Source organism: Paenibacillus sp. sg306046 (assembly GCF_059821225.1).
The window spans coordinates 29,883-47,332 of sequence record NZ_JCAMRT010000022.1 but is presented as its reverse complement, the minus strand read 5'-3'; the positions used below and the strand labels follow the sequence as shown (position 1 = coordinate 47,332).

14 protein-coding genes are annotated in these 17,450 nt (G+C 56.3%); all 14 read left to right on the top strand.

The window, feature by feature from the left end:
* Nucleotides 1-130 precede the first annotated feature (130 nt).
* The 14 genes from AC6ROY_RS20145 (at nucleotide 131) to AC6ROY_RS20080 (ending at nucleotide 17,446) form a co-directional block, all read left to right on the top strand.
* Nucleotides 131-1,531 (top strand): sodium:solute symporter family protein, encoded by a 1,401-nt coding sequence (locus tag AC6ROY_RS20145; RefSeq protein ID WP_500102395.1) that lies wholly within the window; start codon nucleotides 131-133, stop codon nucleotides 1,529-1,531.
* 74 nt (nucleotides 1,532-1,605) lie between these two features.
* Nucleotides 1,606-2,793 (top strand): sialidase family protein, encoded by a 1,188-nt coding sequence (locus tag AC6ROY_RS20140; RefSeq protein WP_500102394.1) that lies wholly within the window; start codon nucleotides 1,606-1,608, stop codon nucleotides 2,791-2,793.
* A gap of 65 nt (nucleotides 2,794-2,858) precedes the next feature.
* A complete protein-coding gene (locus tag AC6ROY_RS20135) occupies nucleotides 2,859-3,611 on the top strand; it encodes an SDR family NAD(P)-dependent oxidoreductase (RefSeq protein ID WP_500102393.1) in 753 nt (250 codons plus the stop codon).
* Between the two features lie 281 nt (nucleotides 3,612-3,892).
* The gene (locus AC6ROY_RS20130) at nucleotides 3,893-5,371 is read left to right on the top strand and encodes an amidase family protein (RefSeq protein WP_500102392.1); all 1,479 of its coding nucleotides are present in this window, start codon (nucleotides 3,893-3,895) and stop codon (nucleotides 5,369-5,371) included.
* Nucleotides 5,372-5,529: 158 nt separating this feature from the next.
* Nucleotides 5,530-7,152 carry a spore germination protein gene (locus tag AC6ROY_RS20125; RefSeq protein ID WP_500102391.1) on the top strand — a complete coding sequence of 541 codons (1,623 nt, stop codon included), beginning with the start codon at nucleotides 5,530-5,532 and terminating at the stop codon, nucleotides 7,150-7,152.
* Complete coding sequence (locus tag AC6ROY_RS20120; RefSeq protein WP_500102390.1) at nucleotides 7,149-8,306, top strand: Ger(x)C family spore germination protein; 1,158 nt, start codon at nucleotides 7,149-7,151, stop codon at nucleotides 8,304-8,306. Before AC6ROY_RS20125 ends, AC6ROY_RS20120 begins: the two co-directional genes overlap by 4 nt.
* Nucleotides 8,303-8,506 carry a hypothetical protein gene (locus AC6ROY_RS20115; RefSeq protein WP_500102389.1) on the top strand — a complete coding sequence of 68 codons (204 nt, stop codon included), beginning with the start codon at nucleotides 8,303-8,305 and terminating at the stop codon, nucleotides 8,504-8,506. Before AC6ROY_RS20120 ends, AC6ROY_RS20115 begins: the two co-directional genes overlap by 4 nt.
* Before the next feature lie 29 nt (nucleotides 8,507-8,535).
* On the top strand, nucleotides 8,536-9,663 hold the full coding sequence (locus AC6ROY_RS20110) for a GerAB/ArcD/ProY family transporter (protein ID WP_500102388.1): 1,128 nt from the start codon (nucleotides 8,536-8,538) through the stop codon (nucleotides 9,661-9,663).
* A gap of 178 nt (nucleotides 9,664-9,841) precedes the next feature.
* Nucleotides 9,842-11,596: a sensor histidine kinase gene (locus tag AC6ROY_RS20105; protein WP_500102387.1), complete on the top strand. Its 1,755-nt coding sequence runs from the start codon at nucleotides 9,842-9,844 to the stop codon at nucleotides 11,594-11,596.
* Nucleotides 11,574-13,226 (top strand): response regulator, encoded by a 1,653-nt coding sequence (locus AC6ROY_RS20100; protein ID WP_500102386.1) that lies wholly within the window; start codon nucleotides 11,574-11,576, stop codon nucleotides 13,224-13,226. The genes AC6ROY_RS20105 and AC6ROY_RS20100 overlap by 23 nt, the downstream gene beginning before the upstream one ends.
* Nucleotides 13,227-13,367: 141 nt before the next feature.
* On the top strand, nucleotides 13,368-14,699 hold the full coding sequence (locus AC6ROY_RS20095) for an ABC transporter substrate-binding protein (protein ID WP_500102385.1): 1,332 nt from the start codon (nucleotides 13,368-13,370) through the stop codon (nucleotides 14,697-14,699).
* A gap of 71 nt (nucleotides 14,700-14,770) precedes the next feature.
* Nucleotides 14,771-15,643, top strand: coding sequence for a carbohydrate ABC transporter permease (locus tag AC6ROY_RS20090; RefSeq protein ID WP_500102384.1), 873 nt, complete (start codon nucleotides 14,771-14,773; stop codon nucleotides 15,641-15,643).
* 10 nt (nucleotides 15,644-15,653) lie between these two features.
* The gene (locus tag AC6ROY_RS20085) at nucleotides 15,654-16,484 is read left to right on the top strand and encodes a carbohydrate ABC transporter permease (RefSeq protein WP_500102383.1); all 831 of its coding nucleotides are present in this window, start codon (nucleotides 15,654-15,656) and stop codon (nucleotides 16,482-16,484) included.
* Nucleotides 16,484-17,446: a phosphoglycerate dehydrogenase gene (locus AC6ROY_RS20080; RefSeq protein ID WP_500102382.1), complete on the top strand. Its 963-nt coding sequence runs from the start codon at nucleotides 16,484-16,486 to the stop codon at nucleotides 17,444-17,446. The genes AC6ROY_RS20085 and AC6ROY_RS20080 overlap by 1 nt, the downstream gene beginning before the upstream one ends.
* The last annotated feature ends 4 nt before the right edge of the window (nucleotides 17,447-17,450 follow it).

The following is a 17,450-nucleotide window of genomic DNA, read 5'->3' as shown; positions in this document are numbered from 1 at the left end:
AGCTCAAGGGCAGCGGCATCAAGATGGAACGGGCGACCGGCAAGCTGCCGGTTGCCCGCCCTTCACAGAGGCAAACGATCAGACAGGTTATGGTTCTTTATGAAACGGAGAAAAACGGAGGTCCTTCCACATGGAAAAGCTAAGTTCCGGCACGATCCTGTTTATTTTGATCGTGATTGCGGTGTATATTGTGTTCACGACCTACTTGACGTTTAAAATGCGCAGTAAATCCAGCTCCGAGTTTAATAATGCAGCCAAGTCGCTGCCGGCGCTCGTTGTCGGGATTCTCATGATGTCCGAGTTTCTGGGAACGAAATCCACGATTGGCACGGCTGAATCCGCCTTCAAAAACGGGTTTGGCGCCTCATGGTCGCTGCTGGCGGGCTCCATCGGATTTTTCCTGTTTGCTTTCTTCCTGGTCACCCGGTTTTACAATACCGGACATTATACGATTTCGGGTATTATCAAAGAAAAATTTGGCACCTCAACGAAAATTGTCGTGTCGCTGATCATGATTTTTGCCTTGCTGCTTGTTAATTTAGGCAACTATTTAAGCGGAGCGGCCGCGATTTCATCCATCCTGGGCATTCCGATTATGACCTGCGCCGTCATCACGATGATTATCAGTACGATTTACTTTACTTTTGGCGGAATGAAAGGGGTTGCATGGATTACAATCATCCACTCCACGTTCAAGTACGCCGGGATTTTGCTTACTGCGTTTATAGCGCTTTATTTGGCAGGCGGCCTCAAGCCGATGCAGGTGAATTTGCCGGACTATTACTTCACCTGGAATGGTAAAATTAGCGTCAGCACGATCATTGCCTGGCTGATCGGGACGATGGGGACCATTTTTTCCACCCAGTTTATTATTCAGGCAATCACTTCGACGAAGGATGCGAAGGCGGCCAAGCGGGCGACGATCTACGCCGGGCTGCTGTTTCTGCCGCTGGCCGTCGCAGTAGCCATTATCGGCGTCTGCGCGCGTTACTTGTATCCGGACATTAGCCCGATTTATGCGTTTCCTGTATTTATGCAGCACATGCACCCGATTTTGAGCGCTATTGTGGCGACATCGCTTGTGGCTTCCATCTTTGTCGGCGTGTCCACCGTAGCCTTGTCGACGACAACGCTCGTGGTGGAAGACTTCATCGTACCGCGCAAGCCGATGACGCCGGAGCAGAAAATGAAAATGACGCGAATCATATCCGTGATTGTCGGAATGATTCCGCTGCTGGGCGTCATCTTCGCGCCGGATTTGCTGACCTTGTCGTTTTTTACCCGTGCCTTGCGCGCGTCGATTGCCGTTGTGGCGGGCATGGGCTTCTTTCTGCCGCTGTACAGCTCGAACCGCGGCGCAACGACGGGACTTATTATCGCTTCCGTCGGCACAACGGTCTGGTATTTGCTGGGCGATCCGTTCCACATTGACAACATGTATATTGCCGTCGTCGCGCCATTTATCGTCATGGTCATTGACCGCTGGATCAGCGACCGCGCGGCTGTGCCGGTCACGAAGTCACGGCCATAGGCCAGTAATTGCAGCATCAACTGATACGATACGCTGCAACCGCTAGGCGAATTAGTTCCGGGGAGGATTATACGATGAGTGAACAACAACCTGTTTTTCATTATGAAATTACACCTGTGTCTGGAGAAGCGTACCGCTCCGATGCTTTTATTCCGTCGAATCAGGTGCAGAACCATGCCTCTTTCCTGCATGTGCTGGATAATGGCGATGTGCTGTGCGTCTGGTTTGCAGGCACGCAGGAAGGGATTCCGGATATTTCCATCTACATGTCCCGGTTGAATAAGGGCGCAACCGCCTGGACAGAGCCGGTCAAGCTATCGGATGATCCGACCCGCTCCGAGCAAAATCCGGTACTGTTCTCTGCGCCGGACGGGAAGCTGTGGCTGCTGTATACGGCGCAAAAGTCAGGCAATCAGGATACGGCTGTCATCCGCCGCCGTCTCTCCGAGGATAATGGCTATACGTGGAGCGAGATTGATACGCTGTTTGACACGCCGGGCATTTTCATCCGCCAGCCGATTACGGTGCTGGACAATGGCGACTGGCTGTTGCCGATCTGGTATTGCCATACGCATCCGGGCGAGAAGTGGACAGGCAACAAGGATGTCAGCGCCGTAAAAATTTCGTCCGACCAAGGCGCTACGTGGACAGAGGTTGCCGTTCCGGACAGTCTCGGCTGCGTGCATATGAACATCGAAAAGCTCGCCGACGGCAGCCTGCTTGCGTTGTTCCGCAGCCGCTGGGCGGATTACATTTACAGAAGCGAATCGACGGACAACGGCAGAACGTGGAGCGTGCCGACGCCGACTGTGCTGCCGAACAACAATTCCTCCATCCAGTTTACGAAGCTGCAAAACGGCGACCTGGCGATTGTGTACAATCATATGAGCGCAACCGACGCGATGGAACGCCGAGCTTCGCTGTATGATGAAATTGAGGACGAAGAGGAAGAAGCGGCGGCTCCGGCTGTAGCTGTGCCAGCTGCCGAAGAGCGTCAGGCGTTCTGGGGCGCGCCGCGCGCGCCGATGACACTGGCGATCTCCAGAGACAATGGTCTGACGTGGCCGCTTGTCCGCAATCTGGAAGTGGGCGACGGCTATGCGATGTCAAACAATTCCAAGGAAAAGCGGAACCGCGAATATTCGTATCCGACAATCAAGCAATCCAAAGATGGCAGCTTGCATATCGCGTACACGTACTTCCGCCAGGCGATCAAATACGTGGTCGTAGCCGCGCCGTACATCGGGGAAACAGCCGAATAGCGGAGGAAACCAAATCAGCGGATCAGCCGAATCAGATAGGCTTGACGGAAAGGAACGGAGAAACGATGAACAAGTTATTGCAGGGACAGGCAGCGGTCGTAACCGGCGCCAGCCGGGGAATCGGCCGGGCGATTGCGCTGACGCTGGCGCAGCATGGGGCATCGGTGGTCATTAACGGGACACGCGAGGAGCTGCTGCAAAGCCTGGCAGAGGAAATTCGGCAGCAAGGCGGGACATGCATCATCAGTGCGGGCGATGTGTCCGATGAGCGGGTAGCCGGCCAGGTCGTTCAGGCGGCCATCGCATCCTTCGGCCAGTTGGACATTCTCGTCAATAACGCGGGCGTCAACAACCGCAGCTCGACGCTTGACATGGAGCTGGCGGACTGGCACAGAGTGATGGATATCAATCTGAACAGCACATTGTATTTTTGCCGGGCTGCGCTGCCGCATATGATTGAACGCCGGTACGGCAAAATTGTCAACGTGACCTCGACGACCGCCAAGACGCCTCACCGCAACGCGGCGCCGTCTTACGGCGCTTCCAAGGCGGGCGTAAACTATTTGACCCAGCATCTGGCGCTGGAAATGGCCAAGCATAACATTTATGTCAATGCGGTCTGTCCGGGCCCGGTGGATACGGATATGAGCCAGCAGTGGACGGAGGAATACCGGCTTGAGGTGATGTCGCGCATTCCGCTCGGCAAGCTCGGCACGCCGCAAAATGTGGCCGATACGGTGCTGTATTTGGCATCGTCGATGTCCGACTTCGTCACCGGAGAGTCCATCAACTTGAACGGCGGAACGTACATGAATTAATGCGGCAAGATATGCTGTGAGCGCAGGGCAATCGTATAAGCAAGGCAAGTTAATAAGCAAAGCAAGTCGTTTGAGCCGGCCCGGCGGGGTCGGCTTTTTCGAATACTTGTTCGTGGCGTCAATGCTTATACACGAACTTTCCCTGTATGATACCTGTCGCGGCATGGTAAGTTGGAAACGGAGGCATTTGGGCAGAACCGGAACATGCAACGAGGTGAGCATCGGGTTGAGGCTCTGGGCAGCAAAGCCGCCGAATTCGCTTGTGTGAGGGGGATGGGACGATGAATAAGGACATAGAGCATTGGATTATTGAAGCAAGCTTGTCCGATCTGCAGCTCGCGCTGGAGCAAGGCAAGATGACCTCGGAGGGGCTGGTCGATTGTTATCTGGAACGGATCAACCGGCTTGATGGACGGCTTTGCTCGATTTTGGAGCTGAATCCGGATGCGCGGCAGCTCGCCAGAGAGCTGGATCTGGAGCGGCGGGAGCGGGGCAGCCGAGGCAAGCTGCACGGCATTCCGCTGCTGCTCAAGGATAATATCGACACGCACGATCGGATGCATACCAGCGCAGGCTCTGTAGCGCTCGCGAATTCCTTCGCAGCAGCCGATGCCGGAGTCGCGGCCAGACTGCGGGCGGCTGGCGCTGTGCTGCTGGGCAAGACGAATATGACGGAATGGTCCAACTTTATGTCCGGCAAAATGCCGGCAGGCTACAGCTCGCGCGGCGGCTATGTGCGAAACCCGTATGGCCCTGACGAGCTGTTTGTCAGCGGCTCCAGCTCCGGCTCGGCAGCGGCCGTAGCGGCCAATCTGGCCGCAGCAGCGATTGGCACGGAAACGGCGGGCTCGATTGTTGGCCCGGCCAGCCAGCAGATGCTCGTCGGCATCAAGCCGACAGTCGGGCTGGCAAGCCGCGCGGGCATCATCCCGATTTCCGGCAGCCAGGATACGCCGGGTCCGTTGGCCCGTACCGTAGCAGACGCGGCGATCCTGCTTGGCGTGATCGTCGGCAGCGATCTGCGAGATGCGGCTACGCTCGCCGCGGCTGAACATGCGGCTGCGGACTATACGATGTGTCTGGAGCGCGGGTATTTGCGCCAGGCGAGAATCGGCATTCCGCGCCATTATTACCGTCAGCTGGATGAGGGCAGACGGGCGCTGATGGAAGCGGCGATTCACATGCTGCGGGAGCAGGGAGCGACGGTCCTTGATCCGGTCGAGCTGCATATCGAGCAGCACAGCTGGAATCATGACGTCATTTTGTATGAGTTCAAGCGGGATCTGAACGCTTATCTGGGCGGACTGTCTGCTGACGCGCCAGTGCATTCGCTCCGCGAGCTGATTGCTTACAATGAACAGCACGCTGCCCAAGCGCTGCGGTACGGCCAGGATAATTTGATTCACGCGGAAGCAAGTACGCTGGATGAGCTAACCTACCGCCAGCAGAAGGAGGCGGCGCTGGAGCTGCCCCGACAGCAGGGCATCGACTTTGTGCTGGATGCGTACGAGCTGGACGCCCTTATGCTGCCCGGCGACGTGGACGGGATGTATATCGCCGCCCGGCTCGGCTATCCTCTGATCTCGGTGCCTGCCGGCTTTGCGGCGTCCGGCGCGCCGGATGAGGACGGGGACTCGACGAAGGGACCGTTTGGCGTCGTATTTTCAGGCAAAGCGTTCAGCGAGCCGACCTTGCTGCGAATTGCGTACGATTTCGAGCAAGCGACCCGCCATCGGTTTCCGCCGCCGGACTTCAACTGATCTTATAAGAAAGCAGAGCCTTGGCGATTCGCCTGAAGCTCTGCTTTCTTATTAGGATCTAAAGCTTTTCTTATACACCCGAAGCAGCGGCTGCTTCGGTTAATTTGCGTCATTCGCGCCAATAATAGGAACGATTGAATCGGGAAGGAGGACCTTGTATGCGATTTATCTTCCGCCGCCCCAGAGCAGGCGCAGCCAAGCGCCCGCAGTCTGGCCCGGCTGCCCCCGCCTCCATGTTGACCGGCGTTCAGCCGGGCGCGGGCGCATCGGCGGCTGAAGCTGCCGACGCTCCCCAGGGGAGCGGTCTGGAGGAAAGGCTGACGTGGCTGCAGAGCCGACTGGGCAGCAACTGTGATATTCAATTTCAGCCCTTCACCCTTGGAGAAGGGGAACGGTATGTTTTTATTTATATGCATAATATGGTCGACCGGCTGCTGCTGCAAACGACCGTGCTCCAGCCGCTGGCAGCCAGCTACACGGAGGAGGGAGAGATCGGCGCAGGCAGCCGGCTGGACCGGCTGCTGCAATCAACGGTGTCTGCTTACCGGGTGATCGAGCAGCTGCCGGAGGCAGTGATGGCGGTATTGTCGGGACAGGTCGTGCTGCTCATTGACGGGGAAGCCCGGATGGTCAGCTACGCGCTCGGCGCCTACAATAAACGAAATGTCGATCAAGCGCAAAATGAAGTCGTCATTCGCGGCCCGCGCGAGGCGTTCGTCGAGGATCTGGGCACGAATTTGTCAATGCTGCGCAGACGGATTCGAAGTCCGCGCTTCAAGCTGCGCCTGCTCCAGCTTGGGCGATATACCCAAACTCAGGTCGTGATCGGCTATGTGGATGACATCTGCAAGCACGAGCTGGTCGAGGAGGTGCACCGGCGGCTGTCCGCCATCGACATCGACGGTGTGCTGGAGAGCAGCTATTTGGAGGAATGCATCGAGGACAATCCGTTTTCCCCGTTTCCGCAGCTGCAGGCTACGGAGCGGCCCGATACGGTGTGCGCCTCCTTGCTGGAGGGACGGGTCGTTATTTTGACGGACGGCACGCCGATTGCCTTGATCGGACCGGTGGCGTTTCCCAGCTTCCTGCAGTCCTCGGAGGACTACTACCAGCGCTCGTATTCCTCGACGGCGATCCGCTGGGTCCGGCTGGTTTTTATGCTCATCTCCATGCTGTCGCCGTCCTTCTATGTTGCGCTGACCACCTTTCACCCCGAGATGATCCCGGCCAGCCTGCTGTTCAGCATCGCCGCGGCGAGAGAGCCGGTACCGTTCCCGGCCTTTATCGAGGCGCTGATTATGGAGGTTACGTTCGAAGCGCTGCGGGAGGCGAGCATCCGCATTCCATCGGCCATCGGCCAGGCTGTGTCCATTCTTGGTACGCTGGTCATCGGCGAAGCGGCGGTTCGGGCGGGCATTGTGTCCGCGCCGATGGTCATTATCGTGTCGCTGACAGGGATCGCTTCGTTTATCGTGCCGAACTATAGCCTGGGGCTAACGCTGCGGCTGCTCCGCTTTCCTATTATTTGCCTGGCGGGAAGCTTTGGGTTGATCGGGATGGCGATTGGCATTTATTTACTGATGCTGCATCTCGTGACGCTGAAATCGTTTGGCACGCCGTATTTGGCCCCGCTGGCGCCGTTTCAATGGGATGGAGTCAAGGACGTGATGCTGCGGATGCCGTGGCGGTTTATGGAGCGTCGTCCGATTTTGTTCGGGGCCTCGCCCCGAAGGCGGGTTTTCGTGAAGCCTGCGGTGCGGGACGGAGATGAAGGCGATTGAACAAGCTCGTAGGCCGTCGGCTGCTGGCGCTGCTGCTCGCTTTGCTGCCGCTGCTGCTGTCCGGCTGCTGGTCTCGCGTCGAAATGAATGACCGTCTCCTGGTGGTGGCGATGTATATCGACCAGGCGCCGGACCAGAAGGTGCAACTGGGACTCGGCTTTGCGCGTCCGAATCTGCTCGGGTCGCAGACCGGCGGGGGCACCTCGGGCAAAGCCCCCTACGGATTTGTGAGCGCAATCGGGCTGAATATGTCCGATGCGTACCGCAATTTGCAAATGGAGCTGTCCAGAGAGGTATTCTGGGGGCAGACGAAGGTTATTGTCATCGGCAGCGGCTTTGCGCGGCAAGGCATCAGCCCCGTGCTGGAATTTGTCAATCGCAAGCCGGGCTTTCCGAACAAAGCATTTGTCATGACAGCCGCAGGCCGGGCGACCGAGATGGCCAAATTTGCGACCCAAATCGAAAAGTTTCCGAGTGAGGTGCTGCGGGAGCAGGTCGCCCGGCAGCGAACGGTGATGTCGAGCGTCAAGCATTTCCTGATCGCCGAGGATTACGGACGCGGTCTCGTGACGCCGCTGCTGGAGCATATTTACTCGGAATCGTCGGCAATCCGCGCTCATCTCAAGGGCGTCGCCTTGTATAAGGACAACAGGCTGGTGGGGATGTTCACCGGTGAAGAGGCCAGGGGCGTCATGTGGCTGAACGGCGATTTGCAGGATGCGGTTGTGACGTTCCGCGCCGAGGCGGATGGCAACTGGATCAGCTTTCTCGTGTTTGAGGCGCATACCGTCATCAAGCCGCGGCCGAAGGGGGAGCAGCTTGTGTATGAAGTCGATGTGCATGTGAAATGTCAGGTAGACAGCAACGAATCCGTTACCGAGCTGACTGACCCGCAGCAAATTACGAAGCTGGAGCAGCTGATCGGCAAACAGATTGAACAGCGCATTCTCTCGGCTTTTGACAGGTCGCGGGAGCTGGAGGCGGATGTGTTCCGACTGGGCGCTTATTTAGCCTGGAACTACCCGAAGCGCTGGGCGGAGGTGCAGCAGGATTGGGGCAGCGTGTATCGGCGGCAAGCGTCGCTTGACCTGAAGATGAAGGTGGACATCTCCTTGCTCGGATCGAAGCAAAATAAACAGCGGGTGCCGTCATGACAGGGTTGCTGGTGTTGTTTGCCCTCCTGATGGCGGGCGAAGGCATTTATCTCAAGCGAAGACAGCGCAAGCTTCGCACGTACGTGATCGTCTATACCTTGCTCGCGGCAAGTCTGGCGTATAATGCGGCGAGCCTGCTGCTGGGCGAGCGAATGCCGAGCCCGAATCGGCTGATGGAGGCGCTGCTGCACATGCTGTAGCGTGATTGGGATTGAAAGGAGGGAGCGAGATGCAGCGGATTACGCAGGGCCAGTTGATTTTGATGCTGATTCTTACGTTATATTCGACGCCCGCGGGCTTTTTGACCGGTCCGGTCCTGGCAGCCGCCGGGTACAATGCGCCTTATGTCATCTGTGCGGCGGCTGCGCTCGCCGCGATTCCCGGCCTGCTTGCCGTCAGGCTGGCGCGGAAGCGGGCCGATGAGTTTTTCGCCGTCTTCGGGCGGCAGCTTGTCGGCCGTTGGCTGCATCTGCCGCTGCTGCTTGTCATGATCGGCTATTTGCTGCACCGTGCGGCGCTTGCGATGCGCAACCTCAGTGACTATATTTTGCTGAATCATCTGCCGGCGACGCCCGCGTGGGCGCTGGCGGTTTTATTTGGCACATGCATTGCGCTGACGGTTCGGGCCGGAATTGAAGCGATTGCGCGGCTGGCGCAGTTTGTGTTTGTCGTGACCTTCATTTCGCTGGCATTGTTTGTGCCGATTCTGTTGAATATTGAGCTGCAGTTTCCGATGCTCAAGGCGCTGGTGACTCATCTGCAGCTGAAAGGCACAGGGCTTGGTCTGTATGAGGCGTTTCCGTGGTTTGGCGATGTGTTTATGGTGCTGTACTTGTATCCGTACCTGCAGCGCAGGGAGGCAACCGCCCGTACAATTACGAGGGCAACGCTGCTGTCCGGGATGTTTATGCTGTTTTATTTGCTGCCGACAATGCTTGTCTTTGGCCCGATGCTGGCGAGCAGGCTCATGTATCCGGTGCTGGAATATGTGCGGACGCTGCAGCTGGCCGATTTTATTGATACGCTCGATCCGTTTCTGACCATTTTATGGATTCCTGCGATTTTTATCAAAATGAGCTTGACCGTATTTGTTGCCGTGGACAGCTTGGCCAAGCTGCTGAAGCTGAAGGATCACAAGCCTATAAGCACGTCGCTCACCGCGTTTGCAATGGGACTGTCTCTGCAGCTCTCGGACAGCAGCTCTGAGCTGCAGCACTTTATGTCCTTCACCTGGCCGGCCTTCGCCATTCCTGTACAGCTGCTGCCGATCCTTTATCTTGCCGCCGCCAAGCTGCGAGCCGGAGCGAAGCGCGACAACGCGACGCCAGAGCAGCCGGCCGGCCGCAGCTCGCCCTAGTCCGCAGCTTGATTCACGCAGGCTGCTTTTTTTTCGTCTGACGACCGCCTTTCGTTAATTTTTTATCCTCCATGTTAAATTTATGCTATAGGCAAACGGAAGAATCCGCCTACAATGTAGCTAAAGCCGCTTCGTCTCGCATCGGTCGGCTGTCAGTCACAAGCAAGGGGGAATGAGGATGGCCCAGATTCGCATCAATACGTTCAGCAAGGTCATCGCGTTAGTTGCAGGCTTGCTGATCCCGATTATTTTGTTATACAGCTATTCCTATCAGGTCAGCGTCAACGTCGTCCGGGAGACGGTGGAGGCAGGCAACCGCAACCGGCTGTCCTTTGTGAACAGCCAGATGGAGATGATGATCGACCAGCTGACGAAGTTTCCGGTAACGGTCAGCCGCGATTATAACATCAAGCAATATTTCGACGGCCGCTTTACGACGGACCGGCTGACGCTGCTGCAGAAGCAGCTGAACATCGCCGATACGCTGAACATTCAGACCGCGACAAGCGGCTGGAGCAATCAGATCATTTTGTACTTGATGGATGCTCAAGAAACGCTTTCATCTGACTATTCGGCCAAATTTGACGAGGGGTATTTGCGCGATCCGCGCTCCACCCAATGGCTGCATCGCAGTGCGCCGGTGTATGGCATCCACCAGTCGTTTTTCTCGCGCCTGCAGCCGACCGAGCTGCCGAACCTGCTTGTTGAAGTACGGTTTGCGGATGAAAATATTCGCAATATGCTCAGCAATCTCAAGCAGGGAGAAGAACGCGAGCCGTTTCTGTACAAGTCCGGCGCTGATCCCATAGTGAATTACACGGCCAAGCGAACGCTCGTGAATGCGGTCATCGGGCAGCTGGATGAGCAGCAGCTTGGGCCAAGCGGCAGCTTGAATCTCACGTTGAATCAGGAGAAGGTCATCGTCAACTACATTCGCTCGGAAAGCCTTGGCTGGTACCTCGTCGATATCGTGCCGCTGGAGAGTGTGTTTGCTCCGATTCAAATCAGCCGCAATTTATTTTATACCTCGGTTGCACTGCTGATGGTGCTAAGCATTTTGGCGACGCTGCTGCTGTACCGCAATGTGCAGCGGCCGATCCGGATGCTGGTGCGCGGCGTGCAGCGGATCAAGCAGGGCAAATATGCCGCGCGCCTGCAGGAGCCGCCCAATAATGAGTTCGATTATTTATTTGTCAGCTTCAATGAGATGGCCGAACAAATCCAGGAGCTGATCGAGAAGGTGTACAAGGAAACGCTCCAGGCGCGGGAAGCGACGCTCAAGCATTTGCAATCGCAGATTAATCCGCATTTTTTGTACAATTGTCTCTTCTATATCAAAAGCATGGCCAAGCTGGGCGACCAGGAGGCGGTGGCTGCGATGGCGCTTAATCTTGGCGAATATTACCGGTATACGACCCGGCTGGAAAACACGATGACAACGGTCAGCGATGAGCTGAAGCTGGTGGAAAATTACTTGAAAATTCAAATGCTGCGCCTGCAGCGGTTTCACTATGAAATCGAGCTGCCCGATGCGATGAGGACCCTCATGCTGCCGCGGCTGATCATCCAGCCCTTGGTTGAAAATGCGGTCATTCACGGGTTGGAGGAAAGTCTGGAGTATGGCGTCATCCGGATTCATGGGCAGTCTGCAGGCGGCGTTCACCGCATCATCGTCGAGGACACGGGCGCAGGCATGCGCGAGGAGGCGATCCGCGAGCTGGAGCGGAAAATAGCGCTGCCGCTCGATGAACAGATGGGCTGCGGCCTGTGGAACATTCACCAGCGGCTTGTGCACCGGTACGGCGGCCCGTCCGGGCTGTATTTCTCCCGTTCAGCGCTGCAAGGGCTGCGGGTTGAACTGGTGTGGCAGGACAATCCGACAATGACAACGGAGAAAGAAGGGGATCACGATGTTTCAGTTGCTACTGGTTGATGATGAGGCGGTTGTCGTAGACAGCCTGGCCGATACGCTGCCGTGGGAGACGATCGGCATCGGCAAGGTGCATAAGGCGTATTCCGGGTTCGAAGCGCTGGAGCTGCTGAAAACGACGCCGATTGACATTATGATGACGGATATCCGGATGCCGGGGTTAAACGGTCTTGATCTGCTGGGGCAAGTCGCCCGCAACTGGAAGCGGATCAAATGCCTGCTGCTGTCCGGCCATGCCGACTTCTCCTATGCCCAACAGGCGATTCAGCATAAGCCGTATGAATATTTGCTCAAGCCCGTCAGCGACGAAGAGGTGCTGGCCAAGGTGAGGCTGGTCGTGCAGGCGCTGCAGAAGGAGCGGGAAGAAGATGATACGTACCGGCAAATCGTCCGCGCGTTTGAGGAAAATTTGCCCAAGCTGCAGGGCGAATTTCTGGGCGAGCTGCTCCAGGGCCGGAAATACCCGCCGCAGCGGCTCGCTGAGAAGCTGGAGTCGCTAAAAATCGCGGTGCCGCACAACAGCTTTGCGCTGATGCTTGTCCGGCTGGAGGGCGAAATGCTCGACTTCGATTTTTACAGCTTGTCGCTGATCGAATATGCCATTGTGAATATGGCTGAGGAGCTGTTTGAGCCTTGCTTTGAGTTATGGTCGTGCAAGGATGTGCACGGGTATTTGATATTTCTGGTGATGCTGTCCACGGACAAGCAGTCGGATGCCGCCTGGGCGACGGAGCAAGGGAAGGCGGATCTGGAGAGCCAGCTGGAGCTGATGGGCTCCCAGCTGCAGATGAATGTCGGCCAATATTTGAAAGGGACGGTGTCCGTGCTGCTGCACAAATGGGGCAGCTTCCCCGGCGACGTGCGTAAGCTGTATCAGGACAGCCTGCTGTCGCTCCGCCGCCGCGTCGGCAATCAAAGCGAGCTGCTTGTGTATGTCGCGGATGAAACCGAGCAGCTGCCCGTACAGGCGCTGCACAAGCTGTATGAGCCGCCCTTGCTCATCCATCTGCTGGAGTCCGGCCAGTGGGCGGTTACGGAGGAGAAGCTGACAGGCATTTTGGAGGAGATCAGCCTGAAGTGGGCCGACTCGCGGGAGCATCTCGTCGAGGTGTTTTTTTCCGTCTACGCGTCGTTCAGCTCGTTCGCTCACAAGAACGGCCGCGAGCTGGCCGAACTGATCGGACCGGATTTGTCGCATGTGGTCGGGCTGCCTGCCTGCCGTTCGCTGGCTGCGCTGGAGAGCTGGTGCTTCGAGGCGCTCCGTCACATGCAGCAAAGCATGGAGCGCGACACGCGCAACGACCGGGAGGGCGCGGTGCGCAAAATTCAGCAGTTTGTGCAGAAGCAGCTGACCGAGGATGTGTCGCTGCAGGCGATTGCCGACTTTTTATTTATGCATCCGGTGCATGTCTCGCGCCTGTACAAGCTGGAAACCGGTGAAAACCTGAGCGATTACGTGCTGCGGCTGAAGATGGAGCTGGCGGCGTCGCTGCTGCGGAACAACGCACTGAAAAATTACGAAATTTCGACCAGGCTCGGCTACCAGAATCCGAACTATTTTATTAAGGTTTTCAAAAAATACTATTCGCTTACACCACAGGAGTACCGGATGAAGCTGGAGGAAGACGCCTAGCGCGGCGAAACGCGGAAGATGCTGGCTGCGGCAATCCGTTAAATTTGTATCACGGATGTTAAATTTGTCTCATTTTCATCCAGTCAGGGATTGATTAAGATAAAAAAGCAGGGAACACAACACTTAGGGGGTCAGAAAAACATGAAACATTGGGTTTCCAAAGCGGTGGCGACAACGGTTCTCGTATCGCTGGCAGCCGGGTGCAGCAATGCAGGGAGTACGGAGCCAGGCACAGGGGGAACGGCAGCTCCGGCGGGCAAGCAGGGACAGATCACCTTCTGGATGAAAAAGCAGCTGTTCGACGATCAGAACAAGCTGATCGAGGAGCGCGCGAAGCAGTTCGGCAAAGAAAACAATGTGAACGTCAATGTCGAAATTATCGCTTACGAGGATTTTTATCCGAAATGGTCGGCGGCGATTGAATCGGCTACGGTGCCGGACGTATCGTTTTTCGGCTACCAGGAGGTCGGGCAGTTTTACGGCAAAAATGTGCTGGAGGATGTCAGCGATGTCATGAAAAGCATCGAGGACAAAAACGGCGCCATTCAGGACAGCCTGAAAAAATCAATCAGCTTCGACGGGAAAGCGTACGCGGTTCCATATTGGACCGAATCGCAGGTACTGTACTACCGCAAGGATCTGCTGAAAAAAGCAGGGTTCGATAACCCGCCTGCCACATGGGACGAGTTCCGCAAAATGGCTAAAGCGCTCACCGATCCGAGCAAGGGCGTATACGGAGCCGGCATCGGCTACGGCAAGGGCAACTCGGACGCAGAGTTTCTGACGCGGGGCATTATCTGGTCCTACGGCGGCTCTGTAGATACGAAGGACGGCAAAACCGTCATCGTGAACTCGCCGGAAACCATCGAGGCAACCAAGATGATCCGCGACATTTTCCTGACGGACAAAAGCACGCCGCCAAGCGCCATCGGCTGGGATGACAGCGGCAACAACAAAGCGTACTTGAGCGGACAAGCCGCGATGATCTTTAATACGGGCAGCGTGCTCGGCACCTTGAAGAAGGACAACCCGGAGATGTACGAAAACACGGGCATCGCGCCGTATCCGGCCGGACCGAAGGGCGTCTTCATTCCGGGCATCAGCAACAACCTCGGTATTTTCAAGGATTCCAAAAACAAAGAGCTGGCCAAAAAGTTCCTCGCGTACATGCTGGATGCGGACTGGTACAAAACCTGGGTTGAAAAAGGCGCTCCGCTGTCCGGTCCGGTCTACACGAAGCTGACGAGCGAGCCGGTATGGCAGGATGCGAAAAACAAGGCGTTTGTCGAATCCGTAAAAGGCTTCAACTTCCTCGGTTACCCTGGGGCGTACAACCCGAAGGCGGGCGAAGTGTTTAACCTGCGACTGGTCAACGATGCGTTCCAGCGTCTGCTGCTGGATGCCAACTACACGCCGGAAGCGGCAATGAAGGATCTGCAGGCCAAGATTGAAGATGTGTACAACAAAAAATAGCAGGTAAACTCGGCTGTGGAGGGCAGGGTGGGCCTGCTCTCCATAACCTTACAGGTAAGGCGGGATACAGCGTGAAAACTACTCAAGATAGCAAGTTGGCTTATATGCTAGTCAGTCCGGTCGTCGCGTATTTGCTGGCGGTTATGGTGCTGCCGTTCGGCTGGGCTGTTTATCTCAGCTTCACCAGCAAGGTCGTGGGCGGACCGGCGACGTTCGTCGGACTGCAAAACTACATCGACTTGTTCAAGGATTCGATCTTCTGGAAAGCGGTCTGGAACACCGTTGTATTTACACTTGTCGCCGTTATCGCCAAAAGCGTGTTCGGCATGATTATGGCTCTAATTTTAAATGAAAAAATTATTTTCCGCAATGTATTTCGCGTGCTGCTGTTTCTGCCGTGGACGATTCCGACGATCGTTTCCGTGTTTACCTGGCAGTGGATTTATTCCGACGTCGGCGGGGTGCTCAACTTTCTGCTGATGAAAACCGGCTTGATCGACCGGCAAATCGGCTGGCTGGCTACACCGGATCTGGCCATGTTCTCCGTTATTCTCGTGAACGTCTGGCGCGGCATTCCGTTTATGGGCATTGCAATCCTGGCCGGTCTGCAAACCGTGTCCAAGGAAATGTACGAGGCGGCCATGCTGGACGGGGCCGGAGCGATCAAGCGTTTCTTCTACATGACGCTGCCGTCGGTGAAAGAAGTGACGCTGCTGGCCGCTGTTATGACAACGATCTGGACTTTGAATGACTTCGAAATCATCTGGCTTCTGACCCGTGGAGGTCCGTCCAACGGTACGCAGGTGCTGTCCACCCTCAGCTATACGGTCGGCTTCCTGAACCTTCAACTGGGCAAAGCTATTGCGATTGCCATATTGACGATGCCTCCGCTCATTATGCTTATCAATTTTGTAACGAAGCGTTCGCTTTCATCGAAAGAGTAGGTGACAAGCTATGGAAAATAACTCACTGGTCAAACAAATTATCGTGTACGCGACGCTTGCGGTCATGCTTCTGTTTGCTTTGTTCCCGCTGTACTGGATGGTTAATACGTCGTTCAAGTCGCAGGGCGAAGTGTACAACATGATCCCGACGTTCTGGCCGAAGCAGTTTACGTGGTCGGCGTACGTCAAGCTGCTCACCGAGAAAAACTTTCTGAATAATGTCAAAAACAGCCTGGTCGTTTCACTGATCGTTTCCTTCGTCTCGATTCTGGTCAGCATGCTGGCGGCTTACGCCGTCTCGAAGCTGCAGTTCCGCGGCCGGAGCGTTGTTTCCCGGGGGATTTTGTACGCGTACCTGATGCCGCGCGCGGTGCTGTTTATCCCGCTGTACATGCTCGTATCGTCGATCGGGCTGAATGATTCGATCTGGGGGATCATGCTCATTTATCCGACGATTACGATTCCGTATGCGACGTGGATGCTGATCTCTTATTTCAAGTCGATTCCGATCGAAATTGAGGAAGCTGCGATGATCGACGGCTGCACGCGGACGCGGACGATGCTGAGCATTATTTTCCCGCTGTCTGCGCCCGGCATTGCGGCGACGTTTATTTTCGCCTTCACGCTGTGCTGGAGCGAATACTTGTATGCGCTTGTTGTCATCACGAAAAGCGCGGACAAAACGATTACGCTCGGCTTGGCCGACATGATTGTAGGCGATGTATTCGCCTGGGGCCCGCTGATGGGCGGTTCGATTTTGGCATCCATTCCGGTGCTGATTATGTACTTGTTTACTTCCAAATATATGGTAAGCGGGATGACGGTAGGAGGCGTGAAATAATGACGGCACATAAAAAAATTCTTGTGACAGCTACGAATTACGCGACTTTATGCGCAGAGGCAAAGCAGCAGCTCGAAGCGGCAGGCTGCGAGATTATTGAGAATCAGGTTGGACGGCCGCATACGTTCGAAGAGCTGAAGGAGCTGGTTGGCGATATTGACGCGGTTGTGGCAGGCGTCGATACGTGGGATGAGCAGGTGTTCAAGCTGGCGCCCAAGCTCAAGGTAATCGCCCGCTTCGGCGTCGGCGTTGACAACATTGATCTGGAGCAAGCGAAGGCGTATGGCATCCGCGTGACCAATGTGCCGGGCGGCAATGCCAACGCGGTGGCGGAGCTGGCGGTTGGCCTGATTTTGAGCACCATGCGTAATTTGCCGAATCTGCATCAGTCGGCGCGCCGGGGCTACTGGGACCGCCATGTCGGCTCCGAGCTGAAGGGTCGCAAGGTCGGCCTGCTTGGGTTCGGCAACATCGCACAGATGACGGCCAAGAAGCTGGAGGGCTTCCAGGTGGAGTTGTCCGCCTATGACAAATATCCGAACGAACAGAAGGCGCGTGAGCTGAACGTCACGCTGAAAGACTACGAGGCTATTTTGCGCGAGTCCGATATCGTCAGCATGCATTTGCCGAGCCTGAGTGAAACCCGGCACTTTATGAACCGCGAGCGGTTTGCGATGATGAAGCCTGGCTCGTACTTCATCAACACGGCGCGGGGCGCGGTTGTCAGCGAGGCGGCGCTCGCTGAGGCGCTGCGCGGCGGCCATCTGGCCGGCGCGGCCATTGACGTGTACGAGCAGGAGCCGGTTGCTGCGAACAATCCGCTGTTTGAGCTGGACACGATTGTGACGACTCCGCATACGGCGGCTGAGACGTTTGAGACGTATCAGCTTGTCAGCCTGACGACGGCGCAAGCGATTCTCGACGTATTCGAGGGCCGGACGCCGGCGAATGCGCTGACTTGAGGAG

Bases quoted from the DNA above. Each gene is read 5' to 3' on its own strand.
- AC6ROY_RS20145 (WP_500102395.1), top strand. From the start codon at position 131: ATGGAAAAGCTAAGTTCCGGCACGATCCTGTTTATTTTGATCGTGATT.
- AC6ROY_RS20140 (WP_500102394.1), top strand. From the start codon at position 1,606: ATGAGTGAACAACAACCTGTTTTTCATTATGAAATTACACCTGTGTCT.
- AC6ROY_RS20135 (WP_500102393.1), top strand. From the start codon at position 2,859: ATGAACAAGTTATTGCAGGGACAGGCAGCGGTCGTAACCGGCGCCAGC.
- AC6ROY_RS20130 (WP_500102392.1), top strand. From the start codon at position 3,893: ATGAATAAGGACATAGAGCATTGGATTATTGAAGCAAGCTTGTCCGAT.
- AC6ROY_RS20125 (WP_500102391.1), top strand. From the start codon at position 5,530: ATGCGATTTATCTTCCGCCGCCCCAGAGCAGGCGCAGCCAAGCGCCCG.
- AC6ROY_RS20115 (WP_500102389.1), top strand. From the start codon at position 8,303: ATGACAGGGTTGCTGGTGTTGTTTGCCCTCCTGATGGCGGGCGAAGGC.
- AC6ROY_RS20110 (WP_500102388.1), top strand. From the start codon at position 8,536: ATGCAGCGGATTACGCAGGGCCAGTTGATTTTGATGCTGATTCTTACG.
- AC6ROY_RS20105 (WP_500102387.1), top strand. From the start codon at position 9,842: ATGGCCCAGATTCGCATCAATACGTTCAGCAAGGTCATCGCGTTAGTT.
- AC6ROY_RS20100 (WP_500102386.1), top strand. From the start codon at position 11,574: ATGTTTCAGTTGCTACTGGTTGATGATGAGGCGGTTGTCGTAGACAGC.
- AC6ROY_RS20095 (WP_500102385.1), top strand. From the start codon at position 13,368: ATGAAACATTGGGTTTCCAAAGCGGTGGCGACAACGGTTCTCGTATCG.
- AC6ROY_RS20085 (WP_500102383.1), top strand. From the start codon at position 15,654: ATGGAAAATAACTCACTGGTCAAACAAATTATCGTGTACGCGACGCTT.
- AC6ROY_RS20080 (WP_500102382.1), top strand. From the start codon at position 16,484: ATGACGGCACATAAAAAAATTCTTGTGACAGCTACGAATTACGCGACT.